General features: G+C 69.0%; 16 protein-coding genes. 3 read left to right on the forward strand and 13 right to left on the reverse strand.

Going from position 1 to position 17,382, the window contains the following annotated elements:
• Positions 1–95 precede the first annotated feature (95 nt).
• Together guaB and folD are read right to left on the reverse strand one after the other, a co-directional pair.
• Positions 96–1,553 (reverse strand): IMP dehydrogenase, encoded by a 1,458-nt coding sequence (guaB, locus tag AC1PLR_RS11005; protein ID WP_010342915.1) that lies wholly within the window; start codon positions 1,551–1,553, stop codon positions 96–98.
• Between the two features lie 211 nt (positions 1,554–1,764).
• Positions 1,765–2,676 carry a bifunctional methylenetetrahydrofolate dehydrogenase/methenyltetrahydrofolate cyclohydrolase FolD gene (folD, locus tag AC1PLR_RS11010; protein WP_481101002.1) on the reverse strand — a complete coding sequence of 304 codons (912 nt, stop codon included), beginning with the start codon at positions 2,674–2,676 and terminating at the stop codon, positions 1,765–1,767.
• A gap of 51 nt (positions 2,677–2,727) precedes the next feature.
• Between folD and AC1PLR_RS11015 the strand changes: the two genes are divergently transcribed.
• Together AC1PLR_RS11015 and AC1PLR_RS11020 are read left to right on the forward strand one after the other, a co-directional pair.
• Positions 2,728–3,024 carry a DUF1244 domain-containing protein gene (locus AC1PLR_RS11015; protein ID WP_481101003.1) on the forward strand — a complete coding sequence of 99 codons (297 nt, stop codon included), beginning with the start codon at positions 2,728–2,730 and terminating at the stop codon, positions 3,022–3,024.
• A gap of 2 nt (positions 3,025–3,026) precedes the next feature.
• Positions 3,027–3,800 carry an alpha/beta hydrolase gene (locus tag AC1PLR_RS11020; protein WP_481101004.1) on the forward strand — a complete coding sequence of 258 codons (774 nt, stop codon included), beginning with the start codon at positions 3,027–3,029 and terminating at the stop codon, positions 3,798–3,800.
• A gap of 306 nt (positions 3,801–4,106) precedes the next feature.
• On the opposite strand, the gene AC1PLR_RS11025 is transcribed toward AC1PLR_RS11020, so the two are convergent.
• From AC1PLR_RS11025 to ndk, 11 genes are all read right to left on the reverse strand, one after another.
• Positions 4,107–5,957 (reverse strand): monovalent cation:proton antiporter-2 (CPA2) family protein, encoded by a 1,851-nt coding sequence (locus AC1PLR_RS11025; RefSeq protein ID WP_481101005.1) that lies wholly within the window; start codon positions 5,955–5,957, stop codon positions 4,107–4,109.
• Between the two features lie 617 nt (positions 5,958–6,574).
• The gene (gene moeB / locus AC1PLR_RS11030) at positions 6,575–7,711 is read right to left on the reverse strand and encodes a molybdopterin-synthase adenylyltransferase MoeB (RefSeq protein WP_481101006.1); all 1,137 of its coding nucleotides are present in this window, start codon (positions 7,709–7,711) and stop codon (positions 6,575–6,577) included.
• A 203-nt stretch (positions 7,712–7,914) separates the two neighbouring features.
• A complete protein-coding gene (locus AC1PLR_RS11035; RefSeq protein WP_481101007.1) occupies positions 7,915–9,132 on the reverse strand; it encodes a molybdopterin molybdotransferase MoeA in 1,218 nt (405 codons plus the stop codon).
• Positions 9,129–9,734: a molybdenum cofactor guanylyltransferase gene (gene mobA, locus AC1PLR_RS11040; protein WP_481101008.1), complete on the reverse strand. Its 606-nt coding sequence runs from the start codon at positions 9,732–9,734 to the stop codon at positions 9,129–9,131. The genes AC1PLR_RS11035 and mobA overlap by 4 nt, the downstream gene beginning before the upstream one ends.
• A gap of 7 nt (positions 9,735–9,741) precedes the next feature.
• Positions 9,742–11,139, reverse strand: coding sequence for a ribosome biogenesis GTPase Der (gene der, locus AC1PLR_RS11045; protein WP_017913737.1), 1,398 nt, complete (start codon positions 11,137–11,139; stop codon positions 9,742–9,744).
• An 18-nt stretch (positions 11,140–11,157) separates the two neighbouring features.
• On the reverse strand, positions 11,158–12,513 hold the full coding sequence (gene bamB / locus AC1PLR_RS11050; RefSeq protein WP_010342904.1) for an outer membrane protein assembly factor BamB: 1,356 nt from the start codon (positions 12,511–12,513) through the stop codon (positions 11,158–11,160).
• Entirely contained in the window at positions 12,513–13,151 is a 639-nt protein-coding gene (locus tag AC1PLR_RS11055) for a YfgM family protein (protein WP_481101009.1), read from the reverse strand. The genes bamB and AC1PLR_RS11055 overlap by 1 nt, the downstream gene beginning before the upstream one ends.
• Positions 13,152–13,215: 64 nt before the next feature.
• Entirely contained in the window at positions 13,216–14,088 is an 873-nt protein-coding gene (locus AC1PLR_RS11060) for a helix-turn-helix domain-containing protein (protein WP_209230909.1), read from the reverse strand.
• On the reverse strand, positions 14,085–14,903 hold the full coding sequence (gene pilW, locus AC1PLR_RS11065; RefSeq protein WP_209245731.1) for a type IV pilus biogenesis/stability protein PilW: 819 nt from the start codon (positions 14,901–14,903) through the stop codon (positions 14,085–14,087). Before pilW ends, AC1PLR_RS11060 begins: the two co-directional genes overlap by 4 nt.
• Positions 14,890–16,095 carry a dual-specificity RNA methyltransferase RlmN gene (rlmN, locus tag AC1PLR_RS11070; protein WP_481101010.1) on the reverse strand — a complete coding sequence of 402 codons (1,206 nt, stop codon included), beginning with the start codon at positions 16,093–16,095 and terminating at the stop codon, positions 14,890–14,892. The genes pilW and rlmN overlap by 14 nt, the downstream gene beginning before the upstream one ends.
• Before the next feature lie 11 nt (positions 16,096–16,106).
• Positions 16,107–16,532 (reverse strand): nucleoside-diphosphate kinase, encoded by a 426-nt coding sequence (ndk, locus tag AC1PLR_RS11075; protein WP_002812972.1) that lies wholly within the window; start codon positions 16,530–16,532, stop codon positions 16,107–16,109.
• 215 nt (positions 16,533–16,747) lie between these two features.
• Here ndk and AC1PLR_RS11080 point away from each other — a divergent pair, with 215 nt between their 5' ends.
• A complete protein-coding gene (locus AC1PLR_RS11080; protein WP_010342898.1) occupies positions 16,748–17,380 on the forward strand; it encodes a TetR/AcrR family transcriptional regulator in 633 nt (210 codons plus the stop codon).
• Positions 17,381–17,382 lie beyond the last annotated feature (2 nt).

Below are 17,382 nucleotides of genomic sequence, written 5' to 3' on the forward strand. Positions count from 1 at the left end.
CCGGGAATCGGGAACGGGGAATCGGGAATGGGCAAAGCGGTGCAGACGCTGGTTCATCGATTCCCGACTCCCGATTCCCCATTCCCGGATGGGCGTCAGCCCATCCTGTAGTTCGGCGGTTCCTTGGTGATCTGCACGTCGTGGACGTGGCTTTCGCGCTGGCCGGCACCGGTGATGGTGACGAACTTCGGCTTGGTACGCATCTCTTCGATGGTGGCGCAGCCCACGTAGCCCATGGTCGCGCGCAGGCCGCCGATCAACTGGTGGATGATGCCGCTGAGCGGGCCGCGATACGGCACGCGGCCTTCGATGCCTTCCGGCACCAGCTTGTCGGCGTCGGAGGCGTCCTGGAAGTAGCGGTCCTTGCTGCCCTTCTCCATCGCGCCCAGGCTGCCCATGCCGCGGTAGCTCTTGTAGCTGCGGCCCTGGAACAGTTCGACCTCGCCCGGGGCTTCCTCGGTGCCAGCAAACAGCCCGCCGACCATCACCGTGGAGGCGCCGGCGACCAGCGCCTTGCCGATGTCGCCGGAGTAGCGGATGCCGCCGTCGGCGATCAGCGGGATGCGGTCCTGCAGGGCCTCGGCGACCATGTCGATCGCGGTGATCTGCGGCACGCCGACGCCGGCGACCACGCGCGTGGTGCAGATCGAGCCCGGACCCACGCCGACCTTGACCGCGTCGGCGCCGGCGTCCATCAGCGCCAGCGCGGCGTCGCCGGTGACGATGTTGCCGCCGATCACCTGCAACTGCGGGTAGGTCTTCTTGACCCAGGCCACGCGGTCGATGACGCCCTGCGAATGACCGTGCGCGGTGTCGACGATGACCACGTCCACACCGGCCGCGGCCAGCAGCTCGATGCGCTGCTCGGTATCGCCGCCGACGCCCACCGCGGCGCCGACCAGCAGCCGCGTGGCGGCGTCCTTGGCGGCGTTGGGGTTGTCGGTCTTCTTCTGGATGTCCTTGACCGTGATCAGCCCGCGCAGCTCGAAGCCGTCGTTGACCACCAGGATCTTCTCGATGCGGTGGCGGTGCAGCAACTGCAGCACTTCCTCGTCGCTGGCGCCTTCGCGCACGGTGACCAGGCGATCCTTCTTGGTCATGATGTGGCGGACCGGATCGTCGAGCTTCTTCTCGAAGCGCATGTCGCGGCTGGTGACGATGCCGACCAGCTCGCTGCCGTCCACCACCGGCACGCCGGAAATGTTGCGGGCACGGGTGAGTTTGAGCACCTCGCCGATGGTAGTCTCCGGACCGACCGTGAACGGCTCGGTGATGACACCGGCCTCGAACTTCTTGACCTTCGCCACTTCGGCCGCCTGCTGCGCCGGGGTCAGGTTCTTGTGGATGATGCCGATGCCGCCGAGCTGGGCCATGGCCACCGCCAGGCGGTGCTCGGTGACCGTGTCCATCGCGGCCGACAGGATCGGCAGTTTCAGGCGCAGGTCGCGGGTCAGCCGGGTTTCCAGGCTGACGTCCTTGGGCAGGACGATCGAATGGGCGGGGACGAGCGAGACGTCGTCGTAGGTGAGAGCTTCAGCCTGGATGCGCAGCATCGGCGGACCCGAGTGTGGGGAAGCGCGGCATTTTAACGCATTGGGGCGGGGATTGGGGAGTCGGGATTGGGGATTCGCTAAAGCGGCGCCCCGCGCGGCCGGGCGTTTTCCTGGCTTTCAGCAGGCCGATGCTGGAACGGATAGACGTGCATGCGCTTCCGCTGTTGCTTTAACGAATCCCGAATCCCACAGCCCCAATCCCGCGCAGCCCTCAACGCATCCCCAATCCCGAATCCCGACTCCCCGCCGCCTCAGCGGCCTCGATCGTGTTCTGCATCAGCGTGGCCACGGTCATCGGCCCGACCCCGCCCGGTACCGGCGTAATCCAGCTGGCGCGCTGCGCCGCCGCGTCGAAGCCGACGTCGCCGACCAGGCGGCCGTCGTCCAGGCGGTTGATGCCGACGTCGATCACCACCGCGCCGGGCTTGACCCACTCGCCCGGGATCAGCCCCGGCCGGCCCACCGCCACCACCAGGATGTCGGCGTCGCGCACCCGCGCCTGCAGCACCTCCGGCGGGGTGAACTTGTGGCAGCAACTGACCGTGCAGCCGGCGATCAGCAGTTCCAGCGCCATCGGCCGGCCGACATGGTTGCTGACGCCGACGATGGTGGCGTTGCGCCCGCGCACCGGCTGGTCGGTGTGCGCCAGCAGGGTGACGATGCCGCGCGGCGTGCACGGGCGCAGGCCGAACTCGCGCAGCGCCAGGTGGCCGACGTTCTCCGGATGGAAGCCGTCCACGTCCTTGCGCGGATCGATGCGGTGGATCAGCCGGCTGGCATCGGGGATGCCCGGCAGCGGCAGCTGCACCAGGATGCCGTGGATCTTGGGGTCGGCATTGAGCCGGTCGATCAGCGCCAGCAGCTCTGCTTCGCTGGTGCCGGCGGGCAGGTCGTAGTCGAACGCCTCGATGCCCACTTTCTCGGCCGCGCGGCGCTTGTTGCGCACGTACACCGCCGAAGCCGGGTCGCCGCCCACCAGCACCACCGCCAATCCGGGCCGCGGCTGCCCGGCCGCCAGCCGCGCGTCGACCCGCGCCTTCAGCTCGTCGAGCAGCTCTTCGGCGATGCGCCGCCCGTCGAGGATGCGGGCCGGGACGGAGGAGACGGGCGCGGAATCGGTCATCGGGGCAGGCGGGTGTAGAGTCGGGGGATGTCCATTGTCCCCGATTCCGCCATGACCGACACCACCCGCATCGAGGCCGCCGCCTTCCGCCGCCTGCTGCAGCACCTCAACCAGGACCGCCCCGACGTGCAGAACATCGACCTGATGATCCTGGCCGGGTTCTGCCGCAACTGCCTGGCCGACTGGTACCGCGAAGCGGCGGCCGCCGAGGGCGAGGACCTGAGCAAGGAGCAGGCACGCGAGCGCGTCTACGGCATGCCGTTCGCCGAATGGAAGGCGCAGCACCAGGCCGAGGCCACCCCGGCGCAACTGGCCGCCTTCGCCGAGGCGCAGCGCAAGCACGGCTAGCAATGCTGCGTTACACCGCGATCGCGGCGGCCATTCTCGTCGCCGCCTACCTGGTGGTCTGCGCCCTGCTCTACCTGGGCCAGCGCGACCTGCTGTATTTCCCGCAGGGCACGCGGGTGGCACCGGCGCAGACCGATTTCGCGCTGCGGCGCGACGCGGACGTGGAGCTGCGCGGTTGGCGGGTCACTCCCGGTCGCGACAAGGTGCTGCTGTACTTCGGCGGCAATGCCGAGGATCTGCGTGTCGCACGCGCGCAGTTGCAGGCTGCCCTGCCCGACCACAGCCTCTACCTGCTCGCCTACCGCGGTTACGGCGCCAGCGGCGGCAAGCCCAGCGAGAACGCCCTGGTCGGCGATGCGGTGGCGCTGTACGACCACGTCCGCGCCGCGCAACCACAGGCACAGATCGCGGTGCTGGGACGCAGCCTGGGCAGCGGCGTGGCCAGCCAACTGGCGGCGCGCCGCGCGGTGGCGCGGCTGGTGCTGGTCACACCGTTCGACAGCCTGGTGTCGGCGGCGCAGGCGCACTACCCGTGGGCGCCGGTACGCTGGTTGCTGCGCGATCGCTACGACTCGGCGCGCGCCTTGCGCGCCTATCGCGGCCCACTGCTGATCCTGCGCGCCGGTCGCGATCAGGTGGTGCCACCGGCCAGCACCGATGCCCTGCTCAAGGCCCTGCCACAGCATCCGACCGTGGTCGCCTTCGCACAGGCCGACCACAACGACATCAGCGACGATCCGGGCTACGTGCGGGCGCTGCAGGCGTTCCTGCGCTGAGGCTGGGCCCCTGTCGTAGGAGCGGCTTTAGCCGCGACCAGGCGTTCCCAGGAAGGTACGTCGCGGCTAAAGCCGCTCCTACAACTCCCCGCCAACGATTCGATTGTGGTTACGTTCCGTCACGTTGCTGCGCTGGCTCGATCAAACGAGATCAGCGACGATCCTGGGCTACGTGCAGGCGTTGCAGGCGTTCTTTCGCTGAAGCTGGGCCCCTGTCGTAGGAGCGGCTTTAGCCGCGACCGGGCATTCCCAGGAAGGTCTGTCGCGGCTAAAGCCGCTCCTACAACTCCCCGCCAACCATTGCGGCTATGTGCCGTCACGCTCCTGCGCTGGCTCCGCCACCGGCACGCCTTCCGGGTTCAGCGTACGGCTTTCGCGCCGCGGCGGCGTGAACGGCGTCGGGGTCGGCACCACTGGGGTGATGTTGCCGTACATCAGGCCCCTGCCAGCACGCACGTCGCCGGCGGCGATCTCCAGTTCGAGCCGCTCGGCATCGCGGCGGCGGATCTCGCGGGCGATGGAACGCGCCTCGCTCTCGTCCATGCCCAGCTCGATCAGCGCGGCCTGGCCGAATTCCACCGCCGATTCGAAGGTCTCGCGAATGTGGTAGTCGACGCCGGCGGCGATCAGCTCCAGCGCGTGTTCGCGGTCGTAGGAGCGCACCAGCAGCTTGGCCTGCGGGAACTCGGTGGTGGCCAGCTCGACGATGCGGTTGGCCGCCTCGCGGTTGTCCACGCACACCGCGATGGCGCGGGCGCTGTGCGCGCCGGAGGCGTGCAGCACATCCAGACGCGTGCCGTCGCCATAGTAGATCTTGAAGCCGAACTTGGCCGCGCTCTGGATCATCTCGATGTCGTTGTCGATGATGGTCACGTCCACGTCGCGCGCCAGCAGCGACTGGCTTGCGACCTGGCCGAAGCGCCCGAAGCCGATGATCAGCACGCTGCCGGTGAGGCCGTCGGCCGCATCCACGCCGTCCATCGACGGCGCCTCCACCGGCGCCCAGCGCCGGTACAGCAGGACGAACAGCGGCGTCAGCGCCATCGACAGCACCACGATGGCGGTCAGGTTGGCGTTGATCTGCGCGTCGATGACACCGGCGCCGCTGGCGGCGGCGAACAGCACGAAGGCGAACTCGCCGCCCTGCGCCATCAGCACACCGCGATCCAGCGCCTGCGCATGGCCGCTGCCGGTGAGCCGCGCGACCAAGTAGATGCACGCGGCCTTGGCCGCCATGAAGGCGAGCACGCCGCTGAGGATCAGGGTCCAATTGGCCGCCACCACCGCCAGGTTCAGCGCCATGCCGACACCGAGGAAGAACAACCCCAGCAGGATGCCGCGGAACGGCTCGATGTCGGCTTCGATCTGGTGACGGAAGGTCGATTCGGACAGCAGCACGCCGGCCAGGAACGCGCCCATCGCCATCGACAGCCCGCCGAGCTGCATCAGCAGCGCCGCGCCCAGCACCACCAGCAGGGCGGCCGCGGTCATCACCTCGCGCGCCTTGGCCGCGGCCAACAGCCGGAACAGCGGATTGAGCAGCCAGCGTCCGGCCGCCAGCAGGCCGACGATCGCCGCGGCACCAACACCGATGCCGACCCAGCGCGACGGCGCCGAGGCATCCGCGGGCACCGGCGCCATCCATGCCACCACCGCCAGCAGCGGCACGATCAACAGGTCCTCGAATAGCAGGATCGCCACGATCTTCTGCCCGGCCGGCAGGGCGATGTCGCCGCGTTCGCCGAGCAACTGCATCACCACCGCAGTGGAGGTCAGCACGAAGCCCGAGGCGGCGATGAAGGCCACCGGGAGCGGGAAACCGAAGGCCAGGCCGACGCCGGTCAGCACGCTGGCGCAGACGATGATCTGCGCGGTGCCCAGGCCGAAAATCTGCTTGCGCAGGCTCCACAGATGCGAAGGCCGCATTTCCAGGCCGATCACGAACAGGAACATGACCACGCCCAGTTCGGCGACGTGCAGGATCGCCTGCGGATCGGAGAACCAACCCAGGCCGAACGGCCCGATCGCCAAGCCGGCGGCGAGATAACCGAGCACCGACCCCAGGCCGAGCCGGCGGAACACCGGCACCGCCACCACCGCGGCGCCGAGCAGCGCCACCACCTTGATCAATTCGCTGCTGTCGGCTGGACTGGTCATGCGCCGATTCTACGCACAAGGTCCGGACATCCCTATGGAGCGGAATGCGAGGTGAGACGCGGCGCACTGCGTGCTGCGCGCAACGCGCCTCTCGTGCGACACGCACGCGATCGCATGTTGGACGGCATCGATCGTGTGCGATCAGCGCGCAGCCTCGCCTCCCTTCTCCCATCGGGAGAAGGTGCCCCGAAGGGGCGGATGAGGGTACGAGCGCCGCTGTGAACAACAACGGCCGACGCAGCCAGGCATCGCGAAGCGCTTCGCGCCCTACCCTCACCCCAACCCCTCTCCCGCAGGGAGAGGGGCTTGAGCATGCACGACTCGCGTGAGCCATCGAGACCACACCTCCCTTCTCCCACCGGGAGAAGGTGCCCCGCAGGGGCGGATGAGGGTACGGGCGCCGCTGCGCCATCGACGAGCTAGTGCAGCCAAACAGCGCGAGACGCTTCGCGCCGTACCCTCACCCCAACCCCTCTCCCGGAGGGAGAGGGGCTTGAGCGTGCGCGACGCTACTTCACCCATCGAGACCCCGCTTCCCTTCTCCCATCGGGAGAAGGTGTCCCGAAGGGACGGATGAGGGTACGCGCGCCGCTGCAAACAACGACGCCTAATAGCAGCTAACGCTCAGCGCCACAAAACTGCGCGTAGTCGATGTACCCGGGAAATGGCCGGTCCGGCGCGCACAGCGGGCACTGCGGATCGGCGGACAGGCGGGTTTCGCGGAAGCGCATCGCCAGTGCGTCGAAGTGCAGCAGCCGGCCGCGCAGCGGTTCGCCGATCTCCAGCAACAGCTTCAGCACCTCGTTGGCCTGTAGCAGCCCGACGATGCCGGGCAGCACCCCGAGCACGCCGGCATCGGCGCAGTTCGGTGCGAACTCCGGCGGCGGCGGTTCCGGGAACAGGCAGCGGTAGCACGGCGCCTGCCCGCGCCGGCGGCCGGCGTCGAACACGCTGACCTGGCCCTCGAAGCGCTGCACAGCGCCGTACACGAGTGGCTTGCCCAGCTTCACGCAGGCGTCGTTGAGCAGATAGCGCGCAGGGAAGTTGTCCGAGCCGTCCAGCACCACGTCCACGTCCTGCAGCAGCCGCTCGACATTGTCCGCGGTGACCCGCTCACGGATCGCTTCGACCCGCACCCCCGGATTCAGCGCCCCCAGGCTCGCCGCAGCCGAGTCCACCTTGGCCTGGCCGATCCGCGCGTCGCCGTGCAGGATCTGCCGCTGCAGGTTGCTGCGCTCGACCACGTCGTCGTCGGCGATGCGCAACTGCCCCACCCCGGCCGCCGCCAGGTAGAAACCGGCCGGCGAGCCCAGGCCGCCGGCGCCGACCAGCAACACGCGCGCGGCCTGCAATCTGCGCTGGCCTTCGATCCCGACCTCGGGCAGGCGAAGGTGCCGCGAATAGCGGTCGAAGAAGTCTTCCTGCTCCGGTTCCAGCGCCGGTCGCTGCAGCGGCAAACCCTCGCGCTGCCAGCGCGTGGTGCCGCCCAGCACCGATGCGACTTGCGGATAGCCGGCCTGCTCCAGGAACACCGCGGTATCGTGCGAGCGCTTGCCGCTCTGGCAAATCAGCAGCACCTCGGTGTCGGCGCCGAGATAGGCGGCCGGGTCGGCCTGCAACTGCGCGCGGGCCACGCCCTGCGCGCCGGCGGCCATGCCGGTGGCACGCTCGTGCTCCTCGCGGATGTCGATCAGCCGCGCGCCCTGCGCCTGCCGCGCCTGCGCCTGTGCAGGGGTGAGTTCTCGAATGCCCATGCGCGCATTATCGGCGCAAACCGGGCCCGCGTCCGCCGTCGACGGCGCGGCGCAAGGGTGCTCCAACAGCGACGGAAGCCTCCCGTGGGAGCGGCGCCAGCCGCGGCCATGCCCGACCGGTGACGCCCGTCCCGGCTGGCGCCGTTCCAAAGGCGGCCTGCATCCAGCTTGATGGTGGCGAATGCAGGTGCTTGGGGGTGCCCTCAATACGGCACCACCTCGACCACGTCACCGGCCTGGAACTGGCGTGCACCCTCCTCCAGCCGCAGCAGCACGTCGCTGTCGGCGGCGCCGCGCAGGCGGTGCGAGCCGTCAGCGGGATTCGGTTCCACCCACAACTGGCCGTGCGCGTCGCAGCGCATGCGTCCGCGCAGGAACTCCAGCCGGTCGTGGCGCTTGTCCCAGCCAGCCGCCAGTCGCGCACGCCAGGCCCGGTGCGGTTCGCTGCGCCGCTGCAACGCATCCAGCAACGGCCGCCCGATCGCCATGAAGGTGGCCAGCACCGACACCGGGTTCCCAGGCAAGCCCAGGAACAGGGCGCGATCCCACTCGCCGAACAGCAGCGGCATGCCCGGGCGCATGCGCACCTTCCAGAACAGGATGCGGCCGTGCTCGACCAACAGACGCGGCAGGTAGTCCTTCTCGCCGGCCGAGACGCCACCGCAAGTCAGCACCACGTCGAACGCCGAGGCCGCATCGGCGAGCATGGCCTGGATGCGCTGCGGATCGTCCGGCAGGGTCGGCCAGGCGGTCGGCGACAGCCCGAGCAGGCGCAGCTGCGCCATCAGCATGTCGCGGTTGCTGTTGTAGATCTGCCCTGGCTGCAACGGCATACCCGGCTCGACCAGTTCGTCGCCGGTGGCGAACACCGCCACGGTCGGCCGTGCCGCCACCGTCAGCTGGTCCACGCCCAGGGCCGCAGCCAGGCCGATGCGCGAGGGCGTCAGCAGCATGCCGGCCTCGAGCACGCGCTCGCCGGCGCGCACGTCCTCGCCACGCGACCGCACGTGCGCGCCCGCGGCGAGCCCGTCCGGCACCTGCACGAGACCATCGCGCTCGTGCACGTTCTCCTTGATCACCACCGTATCCGCATCGGCCGGCAATGGCGCGCCGGTGGTCACGCGCAGGCACTCGCCGGGCGCGAGCGCCTGTTGCCGATCGGTGCCGGCGAACTGCTCTCCGGCCAGGCGCAAGTCGGTCGGCGCCCCCGGGCTCAGGTCGGCGTGGCGCAACGCGAAACCGTCCATCGCGCTGTTGTCGAACGGCGGCAGGTCGATCGGCGCATCGAGCGGTTCGAGCAGGATGCGGCCATCGGCACGCGACGCCGCCAGGCGCTCGCTGTTGACGGGACGGGCGCGCGCAGCGGCAGCGACGATCGCCAGCGCGTCGGTGTAGGCAATCCGGGAGGGATAGTCGGTCATGGTGGCGGCAGGATACCCGCTGCGGCCAGATCCTGCGGCGTGTTCAGATTGCCCAGCACGATCTCCGGCAACGCCACCGGCCGCATCCGCAAGCGCTGCTGCAAGGCGCGCGGCGCATAACGGCCCGCCGCCAGCGCCTCCTCCAGCGCCGGACGCAACGCGTCAACCCGGTACAGCGCCACCAGCGGCTGCGCGCCGGCGGCATCCTCGACCCAGGCACCATCGCGATCCACAGCGGCTGCGGCCAACATGGCCGGCAGATCCGAGGGCAACCGCCACAGGTCGACCGGCACGGTCAGCAGCCACGGTGTACCGCAGTGGGCGGCGAGTGCATCCAATCCGGCGATCGGCCCCAGCGAACGCTCGGCGTCGGACGGCGCCGCGACACGGTCCGGGACTGCCTGCAGGCCGATGGCGGCATAGCGCGGCGAACTGCGATTGGCGCTGACCAGCACCGCGGCCACCCGTGGCGCCAATGTCTGCACCAGCCATTGCACCTGCGCTTGTCCATCGCGCTGCAGCCAGGCCTTGTCGCACCCGCCCAGTCGTTGCGCGCGGCCGCCGGCGAGAATGCCGAGGGTGATCGCGCGCCGCGTGTCCATCGTGCGGCTACTTGCCGCGGACGTGCTTCATCAGGCGCCGCTTCTTGGCGATCTGGCGCTCGGTCAGCACGTTCTTCTTGCCTTCATACGGATTGGCGCCTTCGCGGAACATGAAGCGCACCGGCGTGCCGACCAATTTGAAGCGCTTGCGGAAGAAGTTCTCCAGGTAGCGCTTGTACGACTCCGGCAGCACCTTCAGGCGCGTGCCGTGGACGATGAAGGTCGGCGGATTGCTGCCGCCCGGATGCACATAGCGCAGCTTGGAGACGTGGCCGCGGATGCTCGGCGGCGGATTGCTCTCGTAGGCGATTTCCAGCGCCTGGTTGACCTCGCTGGTGCTGAACTCGCGCACCGCCGAGGCGTGCGCGCGATGGATCGCCTGGAACAGCTCGCGCAGGCCCGAGCCATGCTTGGCGGAGATGCGCACCGCCTCGGCCCAGCTGACAAAGCCGAGCTTGCGCGACAGCAGGTCTTCGGCCTGGGCGCGCTGGTAGTCGCTCTGCCCGTCCCACTTGTTGATCGCCACGACCAGGGCGCGGCCGGCGTCGAGGATCGCGCCGAGCACGGTCGCGTCCTGGTCGGTCACGCCTTCACCGGCATCGAGCATCAGCACCGCGACCTGGCACTGTTCGATGGCCTGCAGGGTCTTGAACGCGCTGAACTTCTCCACCGCCTCCTCGACGCGGCCGCGGCGACGCAGGCCGGCGGTGTCGATCAGCCGGTACAGGCGGCCGTCGCGCTCCAGGTCCACCGCGATCGAGTCGCGGGTGGTGCCGGGCACCTCGGAGGCGATCATGCGCTCCTCGCCCAGCAGGCGATTGACCAGGGTCGACTTGCCGACGTTCGGGCGGCCGACGAAGGCGATGCGCATGCGCGCCGGGTCGGTATCCAGGGTTTCGCCGGCGCCCTCTTCCGGCAGCCGCTCCAGGACCTCGTCGAGCAGGTCGTCGATGCCGTGGCGATGCGCGGCGGAGACCGCGATGGCGTCGCCGAGGCCGTAGCGCGCGAACTCGGCGCGCACCTGGTCCTCGTCGGTGCCGTCGATCTTGTTGATCAGCAGCAGGGTCGGCCGCGCCAGCTTGCGCAGCCAGGCCAGGATCTCGTCGTCGAGCGCGGACGATCCCTCGCGTCCGTCGACCACGAACAGGATCAGGTCCGCCTCGCCGGCGGCGGCGCGCGCCTGCTCGGCCGTGGCACCGGCCAGGCCTTCCTCTTCGCCGGAGATGCCGCCGGTATCGACGATCACGAACGGGGTGTCCGGCTGCAGCCGGCATACCCCGTAGTGGCGATCGCGGGTGACGCCCGGCTGGTCGTGGACCAGCGCGTCACGGCTGCGCGTCAGCGCATTGAACAGCGTGGACTTGCCGACATTCGGCCGTCCAACCAGGGCGACCAGCGGCAGCATCGCGACATCCTTCTCTTGTTATTGACCCAACCGGAACGCGGTCAGGTCGCCTTTCGTGTTCTGCATCAGCAGGATTCCGTCCGCGACCACCGGCTGCGCCACCAGCGGCTTGCGCCCGACCCGCTCGCGCGCGGCGAACTCGCCGTTGTCGAGCCGGAGCCAGTGCAGATAGCCCTTGTAGTCGCCGACCACGGCGTAATCGCCCTGGATCGCCACGCCGGTCAGCGAGCGGCGCGCCAGCCCCGGCTGCGACCACATCGCCGATCCGGAGGCCTTGTCCAGCGCCCACACGGTGCCGGCGTTGTCGGCCACCACCACGTTGCCGGAACTCACGCCGACACCGCCGGCGCCGCCATGATCGCGGTTCCACAGCGGGCGGCCGCTCGGGCCTTCCAGCGCCACGGTCTGGTTCTTGAAACTGGTCGCATACAGCGTGGTGCCGTCGAGCACCGGCGCGCCGTCGACGTCGGCCATGCGCTCCAGTTCGGTGCGGCCTTCCGGCACGCCGATGGTCTGCTCCCACAGTACGCGGCCGTCCTGCATCGCCAGCGCGGCCAGGGTGCCGTCGTCGTTGCCGATGAACAGCACGCCCGGACCCGCCACCACCGGCGCGTTGCCGCGCACGGTCAGGCTCGGCAGTTCCTGCGCATTGAACCAGCGCTGCTGGCCGGTGGCCGCATCGAACGCCGTGGTGCGGCCATCATTGCTGCGCACGAACACCATGTTCTGCGCGATCACCGGCGCGGCGATCACTTCGTTGGGCACCTTGGCACGCCACTTCTCGGTGCCGTTGGCGGCATCGAGCGCGATCACGGCGCCATCCAGCGCACCGACCACCACCAGGCCGTCGCCCACGCCGGGGCCGCCGGCGAAACGCGGCAGCGGACGCTTCTTCTCGAGCCGCTTGCGTTCCTTGGCCTGCTGCTTTTCGTTGCGCAGGCGCTGCTTGTAGGCGGCACGCTCATCCTTGGACAGGTTCTTGCCGGACTCGCTCTCGACCTGGCTCTTCGGCTGGTCCTCGGCCTGCGACAGCTGCTGCTTGCGCGCCTGCTTGGCGTCGTATTCCCAAATGGTCTTGCCGGTCTGCAGATCCAGCGCGTACACCGTGCCGGAGGTCGCGGCCGCATACACCTTGCCGTCGGCCACCACAGGGCGCTGGCGCACGCCGATCAGGCGCTCGCCCTTGCCGGCGTCGGTGGACCACAGCTTCACCACCTTCACCGACGGGGTGAACTTGACCAGTTCGGCCGGCTCGGCGGCCTTCTTGGCGGCCGCATCCTTGCCCGCGAACCAGCCCTTGACGGTGCTGCAGCCGGACAGCGCCAGACCCAGCAGGGCCACGGTGGCGACACGCTTGAACATGACTACCTTCATCAGATCGGCTCCGCGGCATTCGGCACGCTGCCGCCCGCATCCATCAATTTCGTTTCGACCACGCGCCGCTGCGGCGAGGCCACGTCCAGGCTGGTCAGCGCCTTGGCGTACGCATCGCGCGCCGCATCGCGCTTGCCCTGCGCGATCAGCGCATCGCCGCGAATCTCCAGGCCCTGCGAATCGGTGGCCGAGGCCACCAGCGACAGCGCGTCCTGCGGCTTGCCGCCGGAAATCAGCAACCGCGCCACGCGATGGTCGACCATCACCTTCATTTCGCCGTCGGCCTTGAGCCCGCGCAGCGTGGTCAGCGCGGCATCGGACTTGCCCGCGTCGACCTGCGCCTTGGCCAGGCGCAGCGCCGCCAGTTCGGCGTAGATGTTGGCCGAGCCCTGCTGCAGTTCGGCCATGTCCTTGGCCGCCTTGTCCAGCTGATTGGCCTGGATGCTCTTGAGCACCGCTTCGTAGCGGGCATTGGCCTGGGCCAGATCGTTGGACCGCTGCTTGGTCCACCACTGCCAGCCGATGATCGCGCCAAGGCCCAGGACGATGCCGCCGATCAGGCCGGCGCCGTTCTTCCTGAGCCAAGTGCGGACGCGTTCGCTTTGTTCGTGCTCGTCGAGCAGGTCGTCAATCGCCATGCGTACTCTCGCCCCGCCGCTGCGACGGGACATGGAATGTTGAAAGTGAGGAACCGCGCCGCCGTCACTCGGAGGCGGGCACCACGGAACCGTCAGAGGATACCGCAAAGCGCGCCACGTTCGCGCGCCTGAACGGGGTCAGATCCACGGTACTCCCGGATTGCTGAACCTGGACCGCGGAGGCATTGCCCAGCACCACGCGCCCGACCTGGCCCGGCGCATAGGTGCGGGTCTCGCCCGCCTTCAGCAGGGCTTTTTCCACCGGCGTGCCGTCGGGGGCAAGAATCTGCACCCAACTGTCGCCCTGGAACGACAGGCTCAGGGCGTTCTTCTCCGGCTCTGCGGCCGGGCGCGGCATCGGCGTCAACGAGGCGATGTACGGTGCCGCACTCGGCGCCGGGCGTGCAGCCGCCGGCGCGGCCGGTGCGGCCGCAGCGGCGCCATTGGCCGGCGTCGCCGTTGCCGCCGGGGTCGTGCCCGGCGTACCCGGCACCACATCCAGCGAGGCGGTGCTGGGGCCGTTGTCGTCGGCGAAATGGCTGCGGGTGGCGTACCACACCGGCACCGCCAGTCCGGCGGTGATCACCACGTAGACCATGCGCCGCGTGGCGCTTTCGAGCATGCGCCGCAGCGGCGGGGTATGCGTGTGGCTGATCAATTCGACCGGCTGCACCGGCGCGATCTGCGCGGTCTGCAGCAACGGCTCCAGATCGACGCCGAGCAGGCGCGCATAGCTGCGCAGCTGCCCGCGGACGAACACCGGCGCGCCGAGGCGCTGCCACTGCTCCGACTCGAGTGCCTGCACCACATGCACCGGCATGCGCAGTCGGCTGCCGACGTCGTCGATGCTCAGGCCGGCCGCTTCGCGCGCTTCGCGGAGCTGTTGCCCGCAGCCTTTGGCGCCATCGAAAGCGTTCGGATTGGAATCACTGATCACAATGCACTAGCCCCGGGTGTCGTGGTCGCGGCGTCGGGAAACTCCTTGCGCAACCGCTGTTGGTAACGGCCGGCGGCAGCCTTGTCGCCCAGCCTTTGCTCAATCTGAATAGCAAGTTGTAACACGGAAGCGGTGGCAGGCGCAGCCGCCAGACGCCGCTCGGCGAAGGCGCGCGCCTCGAAAAAGCGCCCTTGCGCGACCTCGTTGCGGGCCATCGCCTCGAGTGCGTATGCGTTGTCCGGGTCCAGGTCCAGCGCCTTGCGCAGGTCGCGTTCGCCGCGCTCGCGCTGGCCGACCTGCAAGGCGCAGCCGCCGGCGTTGGCCAGCGCCGAAGCCGGCGTGGCGTAGTCCTGCAGCGCGAGCGCACGGTCGAACCAGGCCAGCGACTCGGCCGGCGACCCATTCGCGCACAGCCAGGCACCGTAGTTGTTCAAGGTCGCACCGTTGCTCGGCGCCAGCTCCGCAGCCTTGCGGTAGTACCCGCCGGCGGTCGTGGCATCGCCGCGACGATCGGCGAGCACCGCCAGCACGGTCAGCGCGTCCACCGATTGCGGATCCAGCGCCAGCGCCTTGCGCGCATGCGTCTGCGCGGCCTCCAGGTCGCCGGAGGCAAGCCCGTTGGCGGCCAGACCCAATTGTTCCTGCAAGGCCACCCGCGCCTTCACCGCACGGTTGTCGCGGAAGGAATACTGCGGTTGCACCTGCTCGCTGGTGCGCACCGTGCCGGTCTTGGCCGCGATCCAGTTGCAGCCCGGCAAGGCCAGCACTGCGATCGCCACCATCGCGAGGGAACGCCCTTGGCTACGCCGCCGCATCCCGATCCGCCCGCGTCTGCAATTCGCGCTTGAACTCGGCCTGGCGACGGGTGCGGTCCATGACCTGCCCCTTGAGTTGCCCGCAGGCCGCATCGATGTCGTCGCCGCGCGTGCGCCGCACCATGGTCAGCACCTGCGCGTCCAGCAGGATCTTCTGGAACGCGCGGATCTCGGTCTCGCCGGAGCGCTCGTAGCGCGTGCCCGGGAACGGATTGAACGGGATCAGGTTGACCTTGCCGGCATTCGACGCCTGCACCGCGTTGTCGAACTGGCGCATCAGCCGCGCCAGTTGCCGCGCGTGTTCGGGCTGGTCGTTGATCCCCTTCATCAGGGTGTATTCGAAGGTCACCGACTCGCGGCGCTTGTTGGCGCGCAGGTAGCGCGCACAGGCGGCCATCAGCTCGGCGATCGGGTACTTCTTGTTGAGCGGGACCAGGGTCTCGCGCAGCGCATCGTTGGGCGCATGCAGCGACACCGCCAGCGACACGTCGCTCTCGCTGGACAGGCGGTCGATCTGCGGCACCAGACCCGAGGTGGACAGGGTCACGCGCTTGTTGGCCAGGCCGTAGCCCAGGTCGTCGCGCATCACGCTCATCGCGCGCACGACGTTGTCGAAATTCATCAGCGGCTCGCCCATACCCATCATCACCACATTGGTGAGGCGGCGCATCTGGTGCGGCACATTGCCCAGATGCCGCGCCGCCACCCATACCTGGCCGATGATCTCGGCAGTGGAGAGGTTGCGGTTGAAGCCCTGGGTGGCGGTGGAGCAGAACGTGCAGTTGAGGCCGCAACCGACCTGCGAGGACACGCACAGCGTGCCGCGGGTCTTGTCGGGGATGTACACGGTCTCGATCGCGTTCTTGCCGTCCACGCCCATCGCCAGCAGCCACTTGTGGGTGCCGTCGGCAGAAGGCTTGTCGAACACGATGTTGGGGACGACGACCTCGGCATGCCGTTGCAGCTTGGCGCGCAGCGCCTTGCCGAGGTCGGTCATCTGGTCGAAGTCGGTGACGTAGCGGTGGTGGATCCACTTCATCACCTGGTGGGCACGGTAGCGCGCTTCGCCGAGGGTCTCGGCGAAGAAACGCTCCAGCCCCTCGCGATCGAGGTCGAGCAGATTCTGCTTGGCCGCCGCGCCGCTCCGCACGGGATCGGCGATGGCCAAGGGAGGATGGACGACCTCGTTCACGACGACCTCGCTTAGCGCGAAACCACTTCGGTGGCGGCGAAGAAGTACGCCACTTCGTTGGCGGCGTTCTCGACCGAATCCGAGCCGTGCGCGGCGTTGGCGTCGATCGAATCGGCGAAGTCGGCGCGGATGGTGCCCGGCGCGGCGTCCTTCGGGTTGGTGGCGCCCAGCAGGTCGCGGTGCGCGGCCACGGCGTTCTCGCCTTCCAGCGCCTGGATCATCACCGGGCCGGAGATCATGAACTCGACCAGCGCGTTGAAGAACGGACGCTCGCGGTGCACAGCGTAGAAGCCCTCGGCCTCGCGGCGCGACAGCTGCTTGTACTTGGCGGCCACGACCTTCAGGCCGGCCTTCTCGAAGCGCGAGTAGATTTCGCCGATGACGTTCTTGGCGACGGCATCGGGCTTGATGATGGACAGGGTGCGCTCCAGCGCCATGGGAAGTTCTCCGTTGGGCGGGCCACTGAAGGCCCGAGGTTAACATGAAAAAAACCCGCGTCAAAACGCGGGCTTAGCCAGAATTGCGATGGACAATTCTATCCAATCGGCGCCGGCTTTGCACGGTCGGGCCTGAATCGTGCTGCAAAGCAGCATGACGCCCTCCCCGCCCGGGCCTAGACTCAAACAATCGTTTGATTGATTCTGGCGGCCGCATGGCAAAGCAAGCGCACTTCTCGACCAAGGACCGCATCCTCAGCGCGGCCGAGGAACTGTTCGCGCAGCACGGCTTTTCCGGCACTTCGCTGCGCCAGGTCACCAGCCAGGCCGACGTCAACATCGCCGCGGTGAACTATCACTTCGGGTCCAAGGAAAACCTGGTCAACGAGGTGTTCCGGCGGCGCATGGACGAGATGACCGCCGCGCGCATGGCGCAACTGGAAGCCGCGCAACGGCAGCATCCCGGCCAGCTCGGCCCGGTCCTGGCCGCCTTCGTCGAGCCGGCCCTGGCGATGGCCCAGGAGCGGCAGAGCGGCGGCGCCTTCGTGCGGGTGATCGCCCGCGCCTACGCCGAGAACAACGACAGCCTGCGCCAGTTCCTGTCCGACCACTACGGCCATGTGCTGCGCGAGTTCGGCAAGGCCATCGCCGCCTGCGTGCCCGGGCTGAGCAAGCAGGAACTGTACTGGCGCCTGGATTTCCTGGCCGGCGCCCTGACCTACGCCATGGCCGACTTCGGCCTGATCAAGCGCCCCGCCGGCGTCAGCGAGGGCGCGCACCGCGCCCACGCCGCCCGCGAACTCATCCGTTTCGCCGAAGCCGGCTTCCTCGCCCACTCGGCTCCCTGATC

Source organism: Xanthomonas sp. NCPPB 3570, assembly GCF_056725115.1.